This window comes from Bacillus sp. FDAARGOS_235, from assembly GCF_002073415.2.
GTDB lineage: Bacteria > Bacillota > Bacilli > Bacillales > Bacillaceae_G > Bacillus_A > Bacillus_A toyonensis.
Window position 1 is genome coordinate 4,035,388 of sequence record NZ_CP020437.2, and the last position, 18,530, is coordinate 4,053,917.

The following is an 18,530-nucleotide window of genomic DNA, read 5'->3' on the forward strand; positions in this document are numbered from 1 at the left end:
TCCATAAAACAAGCCTTTTGCTTTTGCAAAAGGCTTGTTTTTCTATACTTTCTAAAATACGATGAGTAATAGAGAATGGAATTGTTGTTATGGGCTTGCAACAACTACTATAAATTCATTATCATGGAGACAGACTGACAAGAGAAGGAGTAATGGAAATACATGAATGAAGTAAAGCTTTCAAAACGATTAGAAGAAGTTGTGCGCGAGATTCCAGTAGGATCTACAGTAGCTGATATTGGATCGGATCATGCGTATTTACCGTGTTATACAATTATAAATAATATTGCTACAAAAGCAGTTGCAGGAGAAGTTGTAGATGGGCCGTTTCGTTCTGCGCAAGCAACTGTAGCTGAAAGTGGCTTACAAGATAAAGTGGACGTTCGTAAAGGGAATGGATTAGAAGTAATTACACCAGGGGAAGTAGATGTAATTACAGTTGCTGGTATGGGTGGAGCACTAATTCGTGACATTTTAGAAAGTGGTAAAGAAAAGTTAGAAGGTGTAACACGTTTAATTTTACAGCCGAACATTGCAGCACATCACATACGTGAATGGTTTATTGAAAATGGCTGGGAGCTTATCCGTGAGAAAATCGTAAAAGAAGACGGGAAAATTTACGAAATTTTAGTTGGGGAACGAGGAAATATTGCAGCACCTTACTCGGAGAATAAACAAGCTGAATTATTTATGGGTCCATTTTTAATAAAAGAAAAAGGTGAGGCTTTTGTTGAAAAGTGGGAAGGAGAATTGAAAAACTTCCAAAATATCTTAAAACAATTAGAACGTGCAGCAGATTCTGAAGAGACAAAAACGAAACGTGTAGAAGTAGAAGCGAAAATGAAAATGATAGGGGAGATTTTATCATGAGTAAAATTCCAAATGGCCATGAGGTTATTTCTTTATTTGAAAGTATGTACCCGAAGCATTTAGCGATGGAAGGGGATAAGATTGGCCTGCAGATCGGGGCGCTTAATAAACCCGTGCAGCACGTATTGATTGCTTTAGATGTAACGGAGGAGGTTGTAGATGAAGCAATTCAATTAGGAGCGAATGTCATTATTGCGCATCACCCTTTAATTTTTAATCCGTTAAAAGCGATTCATACAGAGAAAGCGTATGGGAAAATTATTGAAAAGTGTATTAAGAATGATATTGCCGTTTATGCCGCTCATACAAATGTAGACGTTGCTAAAGGTGGAGTAAACGATTTACTCGCTGATGCGTTAGGATTACAAAATACAGAAGTATTAGCTCCAACATACGCAGAAGAAATGAAAAAAATTGTTGTGTTTGTGCCAGTAACTCATGCAGAAGAGGTTCGTAAAGCATTAGGAGACGCAGGTGCGGGTCATATCGGCAATTATAGCCACTGTACGTTCAGTAGTGAGGGAGCAGGCGCGTTTGTACCTCAGGAGGGAACAAATCCTTATATCGGGGAAACTGGGCGGTTAGAACGTGTGGAAGAGGTACGTATCGAAACGATAATTCCAGCTTCACTACAAAGAAAAGTTATGAAAGAGATGTTGGCAGCTCATCCATACGAAGAAGTGGCATATGATGTATATCCTCTTGATAATAAAGGTGAAACGTTAGGGCTTGGAAAAATAGGCTATTTACAAGAAGAAATGACACTTGGCCAGTTTGCTGAACATGTGAAACAATCATTAGACGTGAAGGGCGCAAGAGTTGTCGGCAAGTTAGGTGATAAAGTGCGTAAAGTTGCTGTACTTGGTGGGGACGGTAATAAATATATAAACCAAGCGAAATTTAAAGGGGCAGATGTATATGTAACAGGTGACATGTATTATCATGTCGCTCATGATGCGATGATGCTCGGTTTAAATATAGTTGATCCAGGACATAACGTTGAAAAGGTAATGAAGCAAGCTGTGCAAAAGCAACTGCAAGAAAAAGTAGATGCGAAAAAATTCAATGTACAAATTCATGCTTCGCAGTTACATACAGATCCATTCACATTTGTATAAGAATAATAAAAACCGTTGCTCATGTAGGCAACGGTTTTTATTATTGTTCTTTTTTCACTTTTACACGAGGTAAGATTTTTTGAAGTGGTACTTTTCGAATTCTTTCCCACGTAGCCGGATTCATTGGGTCATATTGATCTAAGAAAGCGATAACCTCTTTTGTAATTGGTGTTGGAGTAGAAGCACCTGCTGTAACAGCTACGTTTTCTACACCTTGTAGCCATTCTAATTGAATTTCACTTACATCCGCAACACGGTAAGCTTTCGTACCAGCAATTTCTTGTGATACTTGCGCTAAGCGATTCGAATTGTTACTTTTTGGATCACCAACAACGATTGTTAAATCTGCAACATCCGCTTGTTTAGCTACAGCTTCTTGACGAACTTGAGTTGCTAAACAAATTTCCTTATGGAATTCTGCTGTTGGAAATTTTTTCTGAATGTCCTCCATTAAATGTTGAACATCCCATTGACTCATCGTTGTTTGATTCGTAACTAAAATTTTATCCGTTGGGATTTCTAATGTTTCTAAATCATCCGCTCTTTCGATAAGGTGAACGATATCAGGTGCAATACCAACCGCGCCTTCTGGTTCTGGATGGTTTTTTTTGCCGATATAAATGACATGATATCCTTCAGCTTTTTTTGCTTCAATAAGGTCATGTGTTTTTGTAACATCTGGACAAGTTGCATCGATTGTCGTTAAACCTTTTTCTTTTGCACGTTGTTTAACTTCAGGAGAAACACCGTGAGCAGTAAATATAACAGTACCAGAATCGATTTGATCTAAAATATCTAAGCGACTTGGTCCGTCTAACGTAATGATTCCATCTTCTTCAAAAGCGTCTGTAACATGTTTATTGTGAACAATCATACCTAAAATATAAATAGGTCTCGGTAATGATTTATCTAATGCAGCGTTACGTGCAATTACCATTGCATCGACAACACCGTAGCAATAACCACGAGGGGAAATTTTAACAATTTTCATATGAGTAATCCTCTCCTTCTAAACAAGGGATACTTTTGTGCATAGTCCTTTACATTATAAAGGAGGAGAGGATAGAAAACAAAGGATTGTTACACATATAGTTTGGGTTTTGTTGCTATTTTTTGAACAGGCTCCTCTCGTACTTCTGTTTCTATGGCTGGCTCAATCACTATTTTTTTTCTTTTTCTTTTTTTTTGTGGAGGAGGGGGAGTTGCTACCTCAACCTTTTCTGTTAGATCTTCAGTTTGATCTTCTTCCGTACTTTTTCCAGAGGTGAGGATTTTAACAATGCTTGGTAGGTTACGCATAATGGGACCGTACTGTTCGACGACAGGGCTTACAGATTGAACGACTTGTGATACTTTTTCGATATTGTTTATCATATTAGTTGGATTCGAAATTAAATTCGAAAAAAAACTGCCGATGCCGCTGCTAGATGCTGCTGTAGTGGCTGCACCGCCGCGCGTTTCGTTTGATTCATACATTTGAGGGGGAATCATTTGCTCTGGATACTGCTGCATGTATGGTTGATATTGCTGTGAGTATTGATGCGGGTATTGTTGTTGGTATTGTTGTTGGTATTGCTGTTGATATTGCTGTTGCTGTTGATATTGGGGTGGCTGTTGTTGGTGCATCATTCGCGGCTGTCCTGCTATTTGTCGATAAGGCGGAACCATTTGCATGAAAGGTTCGGTTGGATCGTGTTTTTTAAAGAGTTTAGCAAGGAACCCTTTCTTTTTTTGTGCCATCGGTGGTAGTTGTGGAATGGGGTATGGTGTATAAGGTTGTTGGCCTGGATTCGGATACATTTGCCTTACGGGAGATTTTGGAAACATGTGAGAAATCCTCCTTTCTTCAGTTAGGTATATACACATACAATATGCAATAAGAGTGAAGAAGGTTAGTTTTTGAAGTAAAAACCTAAACTAAAGATGGATTTTACTTGTAGATTTCGATATAATGTAGACTTGACTGATTTGTGCGCGCAGTAGAAATTTAGAAAGAAGGTGTAACTTATGACACAACAAACTTTTACACAGTATGATTTTAAACCATTTTTAATAGATGCAATTCGTGAACTACGCTTTACAGAGCCGACAGGAATTCAACAGAAAATTTTCCCGGTCGTGAAAAAAGGTGTAAGTGTAATTGGACAATCCCAAACAGGTTCTGGGAAAACACATGCATACTTACTTCCTACATTAAACAGAATTAATCCAAGTCGTGAAGAAGTACAGCTTGTTATTACAGCTCCTACTCGTGAGTTAGCACAACAAATTTACGAAGAAATCGTGAAATTAACAAAGTTCTGTGCAGAAGATCAAATGATTACAGCACGTTGTTTAATTGGTGGAACTGATAAACAACGATCGATTGAAAAGTTGAAAAAACAACCACATATTGTAGTTGGAACACCAGGACGTATTAAAGACTTAGTAGAAGAAAAGGCGCTATTTGTTTATAAAGCGGATACTATTATTGTCGATGAAGCGGATTTAATGCTTGATATGGGATTCATTCAAGATGTAGATAAAATTGCAGCACGTATGCCTAAAAACTTGCAAATGCTAGTTTTCTCTGCAACAATTCCTCAAAAATTAAAACCATTTTTGAAGAAATATATGGAGAATCCAGAACATATTCATATTAATCCGAAACAAGTTGCAGCAGGAAATATTGAGCATTACCTTGTGCCTTCAAGACACCGTAATAAAATTGAATTAGTGAAAAATATGCTACTTCAATTTAAACCGTACTTAGCAATTGTGTTTACAAACACGAAGAAGAAGGCTGATGAAGTAGCCGATGGATTAGCTGAACGTGGGTTAAAAGTAGGGCGTATACACGGTGATTTATCACCACGTGATCGTAAAAAAATGATGAAACAAGTTCGTGATTTAGAGTTCCAATACATTGTCGCAACAGATTTAGCGGCACGCGGTATTGATATTGAAGGAATTAGCCATGTTATTAACTATGAACTTCCATCAGATTTAGATTTCTTCGTTCACCGCGTTGGAAGAACTGCACGTGCGGGTCATTCAGGGATTGCAGTGACAATTTATGATCCAGCAAATGAAGAAGCGTTAGATAGTTTGGAAAAACAACGTCATATCGAATTTAAGCATGTAGATTTACGCGGAGATGAGTGGGCGGATTTAGGTGACCGTCGTCGTCGTAAGAGTCGTAAAAAACCAAATGATGGACTAGATGTTATGGCAACAAAAGTTGTTAAAAAGCCGAAAAAAGTAAAACCAAACTATAAGCGAAAACTTGCAACAGAACGTGACAAAGTGAAGAAAAAATATAGCAATAAAAAAAGATAAGGGATTTCCCTTATCTTTTTTTTATCCAGCTATTTGTGAGAGTCGTAATCAATATGGGTAGAAAAATATGGATTAAAGCTTCACTTAATCCAGTTCATTTAAATGAAGAGTATAGTCTGTTTAAATAGTCATATAAATTTGTGTAGTGCGTTTTTTGTGAACAAACAATTCACTACATATTTCTACAAATTATGCTATCATTATAACTATTGTATATTGAAGAGGTGATTGTATGTTAAAGATTGGATCTCATGTCTCAATGAGTGGTAAGAAAATGTTATTAGCAGCAAGTGAAGAGGCTGTTTCATACGGTGCAACGACGTTTATGATTTATACAGGTGCACCGCAAAATACACGAAGAAAACCAATTGAAGAATTGAACATAGAAGCAGGACGTAAACATATGGAACTGAATGGTATTGAGGAAATTATCGTCCATGCACCATATATTATTAACGTTGGTAATACGACGAAGCCAGAAACATTCCAATTAGGTGTAGACTTCCTGCGCATGGAAATTGAAAGAACAGCGGCATTAGGTGTTGCGAAACAAATTGTTCTTCACCCAGGAGCGCACGTTGGTGCTGGAGCAGATGCAGGTATTCAACAAATTATTAAAGGGCTTAATGAAGTAATAACGCCTGAACAGACGGTTAACATTGCGCTAGAGACGATGGCTGGAAAAGGGACAGAGTGTGGTCGTAGCTTTGAGGAAATTGCAAAGATTATTGATGGTGTAAAATATAATGAAAAGCTATCTGTATGTTTTGATACGTGTCATACGCATGATGCGGGTTATGATATTGTAAATGATTTTGACGGTGTATTGAACGAATTTGACAAGATTGTTGGTGTAGATCGATTACAAGTGCTTCATATTAATGATAGTAAAAATGTGCGTGGGGCCGGAAAGGACCGTCACGAAAATATCGGTTTTGGTCATATCGGTTATAAAGCATTGCATCATATTGTACATCATCCGCAGTTAATGAACGTGCCAAAAATTCTTGAAACACCATATGTAGGTGAAGATAAAAAAGATAAGAAGCCACCATATAAATTAGAAATCGAAATGCTGAAAAACGGTACTTTTGATGAGGGGATTCTTGAAAAAATTAAAGCGCAATAAGGAGGGGGGGATCCCCTCCTTATTTTAGTAGTTGCTGAAATAAAGTGTTTACTTGTTGCGCGGTAGCAGGGGAAGTTACTTTTGCGATTTGTTTTAAGAGTTCTAGTCGCTCATTATTATCATAAATGTTAATATTCTTTCCTTTCATAAGTAAAACAATTTGATCAGCTTGTGCAGTTGTAATTGAAACTTCATATTCTTTACTATATTTCAATAACTCTTTTGTAGAAATATGATTTAATTTTTTATTCACAATTTGTTTAATGAGATTCATCGAGTTATCCTCCTTCATACGTTCTTCTATCGAAATATATGAGTGCGTAGCTTGTACATATTCTTATAGAGTTTCTTTTTTCATGAGGAAAAGAAGCGTATGTTATAATGTAAGGACAAAACTACAGAAAAAGAATATATGGAGGACTTATGGAACAAAAGCAACATCGAAAAGAAAGCGTTATCCATCTCATTTATCGTTTAGTAATGATTATTTTTGGGGCAGCGTGCGCGGCGGTAGCGATTGAATTATTCTTAATGCCAAATAAAATTATTGATGGTGGAATTATTGGTATTTCTCTTATATTAGATTATCTTACTCCTAATATTTGGTGGTTAAGTTTTTCTACTTTAGTTGTTATCCTCAACATTCCGTTTATGTACTCTGGGTATAAGCAAATCGGAAAAACATTTATGTTATCCTCAGCATTTGGGATTGTAGCTTTAGCATTTATTGAATCGACATTACATGCTGTTCCACCATTTACAACTGAGCCCATTTTAGCAACAGTTTTTGGTGGCCTTATTTTGGGGCTTGGTGTAGGACTTGTTATTCGTCATGGCGGATCAATGGACGGAACAGAAATTATGGGGATTTTATTAACGAAGAAATTACCGTTTTCTGTTGGTGAATTCGTAATGTTTGTGAACTTATTTGTTTTTGCATGGGCAGCATTTGTATTTGGTGTCGAACAAGCTATGTATTCTGTTATGACGTACTATATTGCATTCAAAACAATTGATACGGTAATTCAAGGTTTAGATGAAACGAAAGCAGTTTTAATTGTATCAGATCAGTATGAGGAAGTATCAAATGCCATTTTGCATCGTCTCGGTCGTGGAACTACAAAGCTTGTAGCCAAAGGTGGTTACACGGATAAAGAAAAAGAAGTTATTTATGCAGTTGTAACGCGTTTGGAAGTGACGAAGTTAAAATCAATTGTGCATGAAATTGATGAAAATGCGTTTGTTACGATTATGAGTACACAAGAAACAAATGGTGGTAAGTTTAAATCAGCTATCCACTAAAAAGTTACTTGGAATATTTTTCGAAAGCAGAGAATTTTTCTCTGCTTTTTGTTATAATAGTAAGGTTTCTTGAAAAAATAGATATAATTTAGGCAGATTGGTTTACAACTATAATAAGCTGTACTATAATTCAAATAGATATAAATCGGAATCATTCTGAATTAAAATAGGTGAGATGCTATGAATAATATATTGGAAATAGAAGGATTAACGTTTCGATATGAAGATCGAAATGTGTTAGAAAATATTAATTTGCAAGTTCCGAAGGGAGCTTTTTTAGGTTTAGTTGGGCCAAATGGTTCTGGGAAATCCACTTTACTAAAATGTTTATTAGGCGTTTTAAAGCCTAAACAAGGGAGTATTCGCTTGTTTGGTGTTGATAGCAAGAAGTTTAAAGAATGGAACAAACTTGGCTATGTATCCCAAAAGGCAAATAGTTTCAACTCTGGTTTTCCAGCAACTGTTTTTGAAGTTGTGTCAATGGGGCTCGTTTCGAAAAAAGGTCTTTTTCGCTTTTTCACGAAAGACGACAAGGCGAAGGTAGAAAATGCGATTGCTGATGTAGGGATGAGTGAATTTCAAGGTCGCAATATTGGAGAGCTTTCTGGTGGACAACAACAACGTGTATTTATTGCTCGTGCGCTCGTTAGTGATCCTGAATTACTTATTTTGGACGAGCCTACTGTTGGGATTGATGTGAAAAATGTGGAAAGTTTTTATGAGATATTAGAGGATTTAAACAAAAGGCTTGGGATTACATTAATTCTTGTTACTCATGATATGGGGGCTGTTACCGAGAAAGTAACACATGTTGCATGTCTAAACCAACATTTACATTTTCATGGGAATGTAAAGGAGTTCCGAGAGTTAGAAGATGCAGAAATGTCCGTCTTATATGGACATCATGTCCATCGTTTAAAACACGAGCATGAGCATCACGGGAGGATATAATGATACAAGATTTTTTACAATATGACTTTTTACGTAATTCTTTATATGCAGGTATTTTAATTGGACTTGTTGCACCGCTTATCGGTGTGTTTGTTGTTATTCGTCGTTTATCTCTTATTGCAGATGCATTAAGTCACGTGACGTTATCAGGTATTGCAGCAAGTTTACTACTTGAAAAAACAATTTTTACAGGTGGCTTTTTAAATCCCCTATATATGGGGATGATTTTCTCGATTGGGGGAGCGTTACTAATTGAAAAGTTACGAACTGTATATAAGCATTATCAAGAATTAGCAATTCCGATTATTCTTTCAGCAGGAATGGGAATTGGAGTTATTTTCATTTCACTTGCAAATGGATTTAACACAGACTTATTTAGTTATTTATTTGGTAGTGTAAGTGCTGTAACGAGTACGGATTTAATTATTATTGGGATTGTAGCAATTGTTGTTATTGCGACAATTATTTTATTATATAAAGAGCTGTTTTTATTATCATTTGATGAGGAATACGCAGTATCAACTGGTCTAAGGGCAAAATGGATTCACTTTATCTTCATTATATTAGTTGCTCTTGTCATTGCAGTATCAATGCGTGTAGTAGGTGTTCTTCTCGTATCCTCATTAATGACGTTACCAGTTGCAGCAAGTATTCGTATTGCTAAAGGATTTAAACAAACAATTTTCTTTTCCATTTTATTTGGTGAAATTGCAGTAATTGGTGGAATGTTTGCTTCGTATCAACTTGATCTAGCACCAGGTGGTACAATTGTTATGATAGCAGTTCTTATTTTAATCGGTGCGATTTTATGGAAGAAGAAAAAAACTGCATAAAGTAGGGATAGGTATGAATCTAACAGAAGCTTTACGCCTAATGAAAGAAAAAGGATACAAACATACTGGGAAAAGGGAAGAGATGCTCAGATTATTTGCAGCTCACAATCGTTATTTAACAGCAAAAGATGTTTTAGAGCATATGAAGGATGATTATCCAGGTCTTAGTTTTGATACGATTTATCGTAACTTAACGGTTTTTGCTGAAATCGGCGTTTTAGAACAAACAGAATTAAATGGTGAAAAACATTTTCGTTTTACATGTTCCATTATGGAACATCATCATCATTTTATTTGTTTAGATTGCGGGGGAACGAAAGAGATTACTTCCTGTCCAATGGATTTTATGAATAAAGATTTTAACGGTTATGAAGTAACAGGGCATAAATTTGAAATATACGGCCGTTGTCCAAAGTGTGCAAAATAAAAACTCGTCGGTTATATAACTGACGAGCTTTTTTGCATAAAAAAGAAGGTTGCTCACAAATATTGTGGGCAACCTTCTTTTTATTGTTCTTGTGTTTCTTTTTCTTTATCTCTTTCAGCAGCCATTTCAGCAGCAATTACATCGATTTCTTTTTTCAGTTCTTCTACCATTGTTTCTTCTGGTACTTTACGAACAACTTGCCCTTTACGGAATAATAATCCTTCTCCACGTGCACCGGCAATACCGATATCAGCTTCACGAGCTTCACCAGGGCCGTTTACAGCGCAACCAAGTACTGCAACTTTAATTGGTACTTGCAGTGTAGAAATATATTCTTCCACTTCGTTAGCGATGCTAATTAAATCAATTTCAATACGACCGCAAGTTGGACAAGAGATAAGTGTTGCTGCATTAGATGCAAGACCGAATGACTTTAATAGTTCACGTGCAACTTTTACTTCTTCAACTGGATCAGCACTTAATGAAATACGAAGTGTGTTTCCGATGCCTTTACTTAAAATTGCTCCAAGACCAGCGGCACTTTTTACAGTTCCAGCAAACAATGTGCCAGATTCTGTAATACCTAAATGTAATGGATAATCAAAAGCGCGAGCAGCTTTTTCATATGCTTCAATTGCTAAGTTAACATCAGAGGCTTTCATAGATACGATAATATCGTGGAAATCTAAGTCCTCTAAAATTTTAATGTGATGTAGTGCGCTCTCAACCATGCCATCTGCAGTTGGGTATCCGTACTTTTCTAAAATGTGACGCTCTAATGAACCAGCGTTTACACCGATACGGATTGGAATGCCACGCTCTTTTGCTGCATTTACAACAGCTTCTACTTTATGGCGACGACCAATGTTACCTGGATTGATACGTACTTTATCAATGCCACCTTCAATTGCTTTTAAAGCAAGGCGATAATCAAAATGAATATCAGCAACAAGTGGAATGTTGATTTGTTTTTTAATATCAGCAATAGCATTTGCTGCGCGTTCATCTGGAACGGCAACACGAACAACCTGACAACCAGCTTCTTCTAAACGTTTAATTTCAGCAACTGTTGCTTCAACATCATGTGTTTTTGTTGTTGTCATACTTTGTATAATTAATTCATTATTACCGCCAATTGTTAAATTACCGACTTTAACTGGACGTGTTTTTGTACGATGAGTCATTTCATTCACGAATAGATCGCTCTCCTTATAAAAGAAGTTTCTTATTTAGTCCCTCATATCAATGATAGTATAAGTGATATAGGGCTATAGAAACCGAAGTGCTCGGTTTCACTTTTACTATTGTATCAGCGCCTTTATGTAATTGACAAGGATTAAGTGATCGCTTATTGATATAACGGGAATTTATAAGTCTTTCCAATTTGAATTTTTGTAGCAGATGTACTTTTATTTAATTGTTTAAAGTCATCAATTACCTTTTCAATAGAAGGGATTTTTTTCTTATTAATTTGTTCTGTAATCGAAAGAACGGTCTCACCAGTTTTTACTTCAATTGCTTTATAAGTAACATCTGTTTCTTCCTTTTTGCTTTGTTTTGTAGTTGTTTCTTCTTTTTTTATAGTTTGAGCAGCTGTTGTTTTTTTGTATGAACTTAACATCGGTAAAGTACCGATTTTTATATCGTAATAAAATATATAACCGAGAACAAGCACGAATAAGAATATACCTAATCTCTTCATATTCTTCACTCCTTTGCTAGGAATATATGCTTGTCCAAAAAAAAAATGCCTATTTAGGCATTTTTTATCGTTCTTATTTTTCTTTCGGTTGTGGAACTTCTTTAAGTGTTAAGTATAGAACAATTAAAACAACTGCGATATAAATGAATGTTGAACCAGGTACGACGATTTTAAATAAATCCATAATCATAAAGAAGATTGTTGGAATTGTGTAACTGTAAGCAGTTAATGTCCAAACTTGTTTGTAGGATAATTTACGTTGTCCGCTCATAGCAGAACCGATGAACGCAAGTAAAGTCACGCCTACAAAAGTAATGAATAATTGGAATAGGTACACTAAAAATCCGATAACAAATAATAAAATTGGATAGATACTATCGAATAGAGAAATAAAGTCTTGTAAATCTTTTTTCTCAAGAGATGCACCTAATAAGTCGTTATAGGAATACGTTTGTGTTTGACCATTTCCCATGGAGACTACTTTATCTTTTAAAACAAATAAACCCGTTTTATTTTGATATTTTTCTAAGTTTGTTGAATTTGGATCAAATACGAAAAGGGCATTTCCATCTTCTTTTTCGATAGGTTGATCAATATCTGCTGTTAGTTCGCCATTTTCAATTTTAAAATCAGGTAAATCTTTTTCGATTACTTTATTTACCATATTAACACCGTCTTGAATAACGCTACCGTACAAGAAAGTTCTTGGAATAGTAGTGATTAGGCAAAGAAGCATAATATACAAAATGGTTTTACCGATTTTTTGAAAACGGAAAAGCGCAATATCTTTAGGCGAATATACGCTTTTTGCTAGCTGTTTAAAAATGGACATAGATTCACTTCCTTTATGTATGTATAAAGTCATTGTAACGTAGGAATCTAGAGAATCTCAAGATATATTATATTTACATATAGTGGAGATAACTAAATTTCTTTTTAATAATTTTCTTCTTTTAAATGAGAAAAATACAATTGACACTTTTCTTTTTTATATGGTAAATTTATCTTACATTTCTTAAAGGATATATCCGATAGGAATTCAGTTGTTTAATATGTTATTACATACATAATTATGGACCCTTAGCTCAGCTGGTTAGAGCAGACGGCTCATAACCGTCCGGTCGTAGGTTCGAGTCCTACAGGGTCCATACCCATTTCGCATGTTTATTATGTCAGCAGGAAGCTTCCTTGTAGAAGGAAGCTTTTTTTACGGAATATATGAGCATTTTAATTGAAAAGAAGTGGGAATTTTGCTACTTTAATGATAGCAAGACAATGTGATTTATTTGTTTGCACCCTATGGCAATTAGGGTAGAATGAAGTTGTATGTCACACATATGGTGGCAATACATAAACTGGGAGGAATATAACAATGGCAAAACACGAATTACCAAACTTACCTTATGCGTATGATGCTTTAGAGCCTCACTTTGACAAAGAAACAATGAACATCCATCATACAAAACATCACAACACGTACATTACAAACTTAAACGCTGCTTTAGAAGGTCATGCAGAACTAGCTGACAAAAGCGTTGAAGAATTAGTTGCAAACTTAAACGAAGTACCAGAAGCAATCCGTACAGCAGTACGTAACAATGGTGGTGGACATGCTAACCATACATTCTTCTGGACAATTCTTTCTCCAAACGGCGGGGGACAACCAGTAGGCGAACTTGCAACTGCGATTGAAGCGAAATTCGGTAGCTTCGATGCATTCAAAGAAGAATTCGCAAAAGCTGGCGCAACTCGCTTCGGTTCTGGTTGGGCTTGGTTAGTAGTAAACAATGGTGAGTTAGAAGTAACAAGCACGCCAAACCAAGATTCTCCTCTAACTGAAGGTAAAACTCCAGTTATCGGTTTAGATGTTTGGGAGCATGCTTACTACTTAAATTACCAAAACCGTCGTCCAGACTACATCGGTGCATTCTGGAACGTTGTAGATTGGAACGCTGCTGAAAAGCGTTACCAAGAAGCAAAATAATTATAATAATTATAGAAAAAAGCTAGGAGAATGCTCCTAGCTTTTTTCTATGCTTTCCTTTTACATAATTGGGCTTGTCTTTGGAAGACTAGAACATGAAGTAAAGGAGAGTTGTGTATGAAGTGGAAACATATAATTGGTGACGTTGAAGTGAATCGGGATTTAGTGTTATTGCTCCTTATTGGAGGTTTATACACGCTCGCAATTTCTTTATCGAATACGTTTGTTAATATTTATTTATGGAAACAAACACAAAATTATGTGAATCTTGGCTTGTATAATTTGGCCAGCGTTGTATTGCAGCCTCTCACATTTCTTATAGGTGGGAAATTAGCGAAACGTATTGACCGCTCAATCTTGTTACGAATAGGCGTAGGCACGTTAGCAATTTTTTTTATCGTTGTTTTAGTAGCGGGAAAAAGCGCTTCTCACTATATTTTATTAATGGGGGCTCTTTTAGGAGTCGGATATGGTTTTTATTGGCTCGCGTTTAACTTATTGACATTTGAGATTACAGAACCAGAAACAAGAGATTTCTTTAATGGGTTTCTTGGACTTCTTACATCCTTCTCTGGAATGATTGGACCGATAGCGGCAGGATACACAATTTCACGTATGGCAAAATGGAGTGGTTATACTGTCATATTCTTTCTTTCATTAGTGCTATTTGCAATTGCTGTCGTTTTAAGCTTTTTTTTATCTAAGAGAGAATGTGAAGGGCGTTATGAAATTACAAAAGTATTGAAGGAGCGACGGATTGATAAAAATTGGGGGAGAATTACACGTGCTCATTTTTTCCAAGGGTTGAGAGAGGGAACATTTATTTTTGTTATTTCAGTATATGTGTACTTAGCAACCGATAGTGAGCTCGCATTAGGGAAATATAGCTTAGTCAACTCCGCTGTATCATTTGTATGTTACTACTTAGTTGCTCGTATGTTGAAGAAAGAGTGGCGAAAAAAAGCGATTTTGCTTGGAGGCATTATTTTATATGCGGTCGTATTTTTAGTTATATTCAATGTTACATACACAAAATTACTTATTTATGCAGCATGTATCGCGATCGCATACCCTATTTTACTCGTTCCGTACGGGTCAATGACATATGACGTAATTGGTAGAGCGAAAAATGCGAGAGAGTGGCGTGTAGAGTATGTAGTTGTCCGGGAATTATGGTTAAATGCTGGAAGGATTTGTTCGGTTTTAAGTTTTTTATGTGCTGTGTTATTCTTTCCGCCTGAAAAAAGTTTACCTTTCTTACTATGTATTTTAGGTGCTGGACATTTTCTTATTTATTTTGCAATTAAAAATGTCAAATATGATGAGGGAAATGTGGGGAAAACCAGCGTTGTAGCGCAAGAAACTACTCAGAATCAAACTGAACCAGAAGGTTAACTTATCGTTTGTTTTATGCTAAAATAGAAAAAGATGTAAGACAGCAGTGAGGACACCTGTATGAAGGTGTCCCTTTCACATTACATAGCTGTTGGTAGAGGGGGTTTGTATGAGCAAGAAGCAGAAACAACAAAAGAAAAAAACTCACGTTCCTTTTCGATTAAACGTGCTGTTTTTTTGCGTATTTTTAATGTTCTCCGCGGTTATTGTAAGGCTCGGATATGTACAAATTGTTCGTGGTGAGGAATATAAGAATGAAGTAGAGAAGAAAGAGAATTCAACGATAAGTAATCCTGTACCGCGCGGGAAAATCTTTGACCGCTATGGGCGACCTGTAGTAGATAATACAGCTGTTCGTACTATTACATTTACAAAAATGAAAGGATCAACTGCAGAAGATCGCTTAGAAACAGCGAAAAAATTAGCAGAGTTGATTGAAGTACCGACAGATAAATTAACAGATCGAGATAAAAAAGATTATTGGATTGCGATGCATAAAGAGGAAGCGAAAACAAAAATTACGAGTAAAGATCGTCAAGAATTGAAAGATAACAAAATTGACGATAAAGAATTAGACGAGCGTCAACGAAGTCGTGTAACAGAAGAAGAGATTAATCAATTATCCGCAAAAGATTTAGAAATACTAGCGATTAAAAGTAAGATGGACGGCGGATATGCAATGACACCTCAAGTTATTAAAAAAGATGCTACAGAAAAAGAATATGCGATTATTAGTGAGAGCCTAGCAACATTACCAGGTGTAGATACGAATGTTGATTGGGATCGAAAATATACGTATGATGATTTATTCCGAAGTGTTCTTGGTGGGGTGTCGACGGCGGATGAAGGTTTACCGAGAGAAAGACTAGATTACTATCTTGTTCGTGATTATAATCGAAATGACCGAGTAGGGAAAAGTTATCTTGAACAGCAATATGAAGATAGCCTGCACGGTACGAAAGCAGAAGTGAAAAATATTACAGATAAAAACGGTAATATTTTGGAAACAATTAATGTATCACAAGGACAAAGTGGTAATAATCTGAACTTAACAATTGATATGGAATTACAAAAGCGTGTGGAAGATATTATTACCAAAAATTTAACGAAATTTAAAGGGTCAGAACCTCTTTTAGATCGAGCATTTGTTGTAATGATGAATCCGAAAAATGGTGAAGTATTATCTATGGCTGGGAAACAATTAGTGGATGAAAATGGCGAAACGAAAGTACAAGATTTCGCATTAGGAACGATGACAAGTTCTTATCCGATGGGATCGACTGTAAAAGGTGCGACAGTACTTACAGGATATCAAACAGGTGCAATTCAACCGGGTTCAGTTCAACTGGATGAACCAATCGTATTAAAAGGGACGAAGAGCAAATCTTCTTGGAAGACGATGGGATATATTAATGATTTAACAGCATTAAAAATGTCTTCTAACGTATATATGTTTAAAACAGCGATGAATATCGCTAATGCTCCATATGTTAGAGGTGGTACGTTAAATATACCGCAAAAAGCATATGATACGATGCGATACTATTATGGTCAGTTTGGACTTGGTGTAAAAACAGGCATTGATTTACCGAATGAATCTGCTGGACAAAGAGGTACTACAGACAATATCCCAGGTTTCTTATTAGATTTATCAATTGGACAGTATGATACGTATACACCACTTCAATTAGCGCAATATATTTCGACAATTGCCAATGGTGGATATCGTATGCAACCGCAAGTTGTTAAAGAAATTCGTCAACCGGAAGCGAAACCAGATGAAGTTGGAAAAGTTATTCACTCGATGGAGCCGAAAGTGCTAAATCGTATTGATATGCCTGAATCACAAATTAAACGTGTTCAAGAAGGATTTAGACAAGTATTTAACGATTCAGGCGGTACAGCTACAAAATACTTTACTGGTGCAAAATATAAAGCTGCAGGGAAAACTGGTACAGCGCAAACTGTGTATGGTGGAGATAAAGCGATTGGTAAAAAAGCAGATGGTCAGCGTGTGGAGACTTATAACTTAACATTAGTAGGTTATGCGCCACTTGAAGATCCAGAAGTGGCATTCTCTGTTGTTGTTCCGTGGGTACATGATGATAAGACTGGTATTAATGGATATATTAGTCGTGAAATTATGGATGCTTACTATGATTTGAAAAACCAAGAAATAAATGGTGAAGCTCCAAAAGATGCAAAAGATAATAAAAATGAAAAAGAAGATCAAGATGAGGAATAAAAAAGTTGTAAAAAAAGCACACTATCTGAAAAGATAGTGTGCTTTTTTTTATGGTTTATGCATATCGTGTAATAAATGTGGACAAGTATAAAATATTGGAAAAAGCACGCGGTCTCACAAATGATAATTTTATATTGTGTATAGGGGGATAACTGTTTTATGGACTAATTAATTATCAGTGGAAATGAATAGCGGCTACTGATTAAAGTTTTATCTTATGTTGATTCCTGTGGAACTTTACAAAACTTTTACAAACAATTAAAACCGAATTAATAGTTTAGCAGTATTCTTATATCTGTAATCCTGTTATTTCCGGTTACTTCTAGGAGGAAGAACACGTGAAATGGATGAGTGCATCGATTAAAGTTTTTATATTATCGACATGGTTCCTTTGTTTTGGCATGTCTACTGCATTTGCTGTGAACGAAATGGGAGAAGTGAGAGTTGATGGATCCTCAACGGTTTTTCCTATTATAGAAGCAGTAGCGGAGGAATATACAAAGGAGCATCCAAACGTGAAAATTTCTATTAGTGTTTCTGGAACTGGAGGAGGATTTAATCGTTTCAGTAAAGGAGAAGTGGATATAAATAATGCTTCGAGAGTAATGAAACAAGTGGAAGAAAATGAAATGAAGAATAACTCCATTCAGTTTACACCCTTTGAGGTTGCTTATGATGGTCTTACGATTGTTGTAAATCGTCACAATACTTGGGTAGACAATATGACAGTAGACGAGTTACGTCTCTTATGGAGTGAAGATGGAAGAGAGAAGCGATGGTCGCAAGTTCATTCAATATGGCCACGTGCACAAGTGAAGTTTTATGCACCAGGTGTAGACTCTGGTACTTATGATTATTTTCAAAATGTCATCTTACAAAATCGTCGCATTGTAAAAAAAGTCTCTTTGTCTGAAGATGATCAAGTTATTATGCAAGGAGTAATGCATGATAAAAATGCCATTGCTTTTGTAGGATATGCTTATTATATGGCCAATCGAGATAGGGTGAAAGCGATAAAAGTGAACGGTGTATTTCCGACGAAAGAGACTATTCAATCAGGTGATTATAAGCCGTTATCTAGATCGTTATTTACTTATGTGAATGATGCATCTATCCGACAAAAAATAAATGTAGCAAATTATGCTGAGTTTATGATCAAACATGTTGGTAACCTCGCTGAAGAGGTTGGATATGTAAAATTACGAAAAGAAAAATATAATGAACAGCTGCGAATGTTAACAGAAATCAAAAGGTAA

18 protein-coding genes and 1 tRNA gene are annotated in these 18,530 nt (G+C 36.0%); 13 read left to right on the forward strand and 6 right to left on the reverse strand.

What is annotated here, in order from left to right; translation table 11 throughout:
- The first annotated feature begins 162 nt into the window (after positions 1 to 162).
- Positions 163 to 870, forward strand: coding sequence for a tRNA (adenine(22)-N(1))-methyltransferase (locus A6J74_RS23025; protein ID WP_001006558.1), 708 nt, complete (start codon positions 163 to 165; stop codon positions 868 to 870).
- On the forward strand, positions 867 to 1,988 hold the full coding sequence (locus A6J74_RS23030; protein ID WP_000036258.1) for a Nif3-like dinuclear metal center hexameric protein: 1,122 nt from the start codon (positions 867 to 869) through the stop codon (positions 1,986 to 1,988). The genes A6J74_RS23025 and A6J74_RS23030 overlap by 4 nt, the downstream gene beginning before the upstream one ends.
- Positions 1,989 to 2,028: 40 nt before the next feature.
- Here A6J74_RS23030 and A6J74_RS23035 read toward each other — a convergent pair whose 3' ends face one another.
- Both A6J74_RS23035 and vrrA read right to left on the reverse strand, forming a co-directional pair.
- Entirely contained in the window at positions 2,029 to 2,979 is a 951-nt protein-coding gene (locus A6J74_RS23035) for a 4-hydroxy-3-methylbut-2-enyl diphosphate reductase (protein ID WP_000706652.1), read from the reverse strand.
- Positions 2,980 to 3,068: 89 nt separating this feature from the next.
- On the reverse strand, positions 3,069 to 3,815 hold the full coding sequence (vrrA, locus tag A6J74_RS23040; RefSeq protein WP_000484183.1) for a VrrA/YqfQ family protein: 747 nt from the start codon (positions 3,813 to 3,815) through the stop codon (positions 3,069 to 3,071).
- 180 nt (positions 3,816 to 3,995) lie between these two features.
- Here vrrA and A6J74_RS23045 point away from each other — a divergent pair, with 180 nt between their 5' ends.
- Together A6J74_RS23045 and A6J74_RS23050 are read left to right on the forward strand one after the other, a co-directional pair.
- A complete protein-coding gene (locus tag A6J74_RS23045; RefSeq protein ID WP_000194009.1) occupies positions 3,996 to 5,306 on the forward strand; it encodes a DEAD/DEAH box helicase in 1,311 nt (436 codons plus the stop codon).
- 232 nt (positions 5,307 to 5,538) lie between these two features.
- Positions 5,539 to 6,435: a deoxyribonuclease IV gene (locus A6J74_RS23050; RefSeq protein ID WP_000912447.1), complete on the forward strand. Its 897-nt coding sequence runs from the start codon at positions 5,539 to 5,541 to the stop codon at positions 6,433 to 6,435.
- A 19-nt stretch (positions 6,436 to 6,454) separates the two neighbouring features.
- Here A6J74_RS23050 and A6J74_RS23055 read toward each other — a convergent pair whose 3' ends face one another.
- Entirely contained in the window at positions 6,455 to 6,709 is a 255-nt protein-coding gene (locus A6J74_RS23055; RefSeq protein WP_001048958.1) for a DUF2624 domain-containing protein, read from the reverse strand.
- A 149-nt stretch (positions 6,710 to 6,858) separates the two neighbouring features.
- On the opposite strand from A6J74_RS23055, the gene A6J74_RS23060 reads away from it, so the two are divergent.
- The 4 genes from A6J74_RS23060 (at position 6,859) to A6J74_RS23075 (ending at position 9,948) form a co-directional block, all read left to right on the forward strand.
- Entirely contained in the window at positions 6,859 to 7,737 is an 879-nt protein-coding gene (locus A6J74_RS23060; protein ID WP_000435959.1) for a YitT family protein, read from the forward strand.
- A 180-nt stretch (positions 7,738 to 7,917) separates the two neighbouring features.
- The gene (locus tag A6J74_RS23065; protein WP_001059666.1) at positions 7,918 to 8,688 is read left to right on the forward strand and encodes a metal ABC transporter ATP-binding protein; all 771 of its coding nucleotides are present in this window, start codon (positions 7,918 to 7,920) and stop codon (positions 8,686 to 8,688) included.
- Positions 8,688 to 9,521, forward strand: coding sequence for a metal ABC transporter permease (locus A6J74_RS23070; protein WP_000613814.1), 834 nt, complete (start codon positions 8,688 to 8,690; stop codon positions 9,519 to 9,521). The genes A6J74_RS23065 and A6J74_RS23070 overlap by 1 nt, the downstream gene beginning before the upstream one ends.
- Before the next feature lie 13 nt (positions 9,522 to 9,534).
- Positions 9,535 to 9,948, forward strand: coding sequence for a Fur family transcriptional regulator (locus A6J74_RS23075; RefSeq protein WP_001054515.1), 414 nt, complete (start codon positions 9,535 to 9,537; stop codon positions 9,946 to 9,948).
- Between the two features lie 80 nt (positions 9,949 to 10,028).
- On the opposite strand, the gene ispG is transcribed toward A6J74_RS23075, so the two are convergent.
- From ispG to A6J74_RS23090, 3 genes are all read right to left on the reverse strand, one after another.
- Complete coding sequence (gene ispG, locus A6J74_RS23080; RefSeq protein WP_162861751.1) at positions 10,029 to 11,132, reverse strand: flavodoxin-dependent (E)-4-hydroxy-3-methylbut-2-enyl-diphosphate synthase; 1,104 nt, start codon at positions 11,130 to 11,132, stop codon at positions 10,029 to 10,031.
- 164 nt (positions 11,133 to 11,296) lie between these two features.
- Complete coding sequence (locus A6J74_RS23085; RefSeq protein WP_000825413.1) at positions 11,297 to 11,650, reverse strand: hypothetical protein; 354 nt, start codon at positions 11,648 to 11,650, stop codon at positions 11,297 to 11,299.
- A gap of 73 nt (positions 11,651 to 11,723) precedes the next feature.
- Positions 11,724 to 12,482 carry a DUF1189 domain-containing protein gene (locus tag A6J74_RS23090; protein WP_000021678.1) on the reverse strand — a complete coding sequence of 253 codons (759 nt, stop codon included), beginning with the start codon at positions 12,480 to 12,482 and terminating at the stop codon, positions 11,724 to 11,726.
- 242 nt (positions 12,483 to 12,724) lie between these two features.
- On the opposite strand from A6J74_RS23090, the gene A6J74_RS23095 reads away from it, so the two are divergent.
- From A6J74_RS23095 to A6J74_RS23115, 5 genes are all read left to right on the forward strand, one after another.
- Positions 12,725 to 12,798: transfer RNA gene (locus A6J74_RS23095), tRNA-Ile, on the forward strand.
- 224 nt (positions 12,799 to 13,022) lie between these two features.
- Entirely contained in the window at positions 13,023 to 13,634 is a 612-nt protein-coding gene (sodA, locus tag A6J74_RS23100; RefSeq protein WP_001052031.1) for a superoxide dismutase [Mn], read from the forward strand.
- 117 nt (positions 13,635 to 13,751) lie between these two features.
- Positions 13,752 to 15,029 carry an MFS transporter gene (locus tag A6J74_RS23105; RefSeq protein ID WP_000871363.1) on the forward strand — a complete coding sequence of 426 codons (1,278 nt, stop codon included), beginning with the start codon at positions 13,752 to 13,754 and terminating at the stop codon, positions 15,027 to 15,029.
- Between the two features lie 109 nt (positions 15,030 to 15,138).
- Positions 15,139 to 17,274, forward strand: a complete 2,136-nt coding sequence (locus A6J74_RS23110) for a peptidoglycan D,D-transpeptidase FtsI family protein (RefSeq protein WP_000039000.1) — start codon at positions 15,139 to 15,141, stop codon at positions 17,272 to 17,274.
- A 338-nt stretch (positions 17,275 to 17,612) separates the two neighbouring features.
- Positions 17,613 to 18,530 carry a PstS family phosphate ABC transporter substrate-binding protein gene (locus A6J74_RS23115; RefSeq protein ID WP_000871834.1) on the forward strand — a complete coding sequence of 306 codons (918 nt, stop codon included), beginning with the start codon at positions 17,613 to 17,615 and terminating at the stop codon, positions 18,528 to 18,530.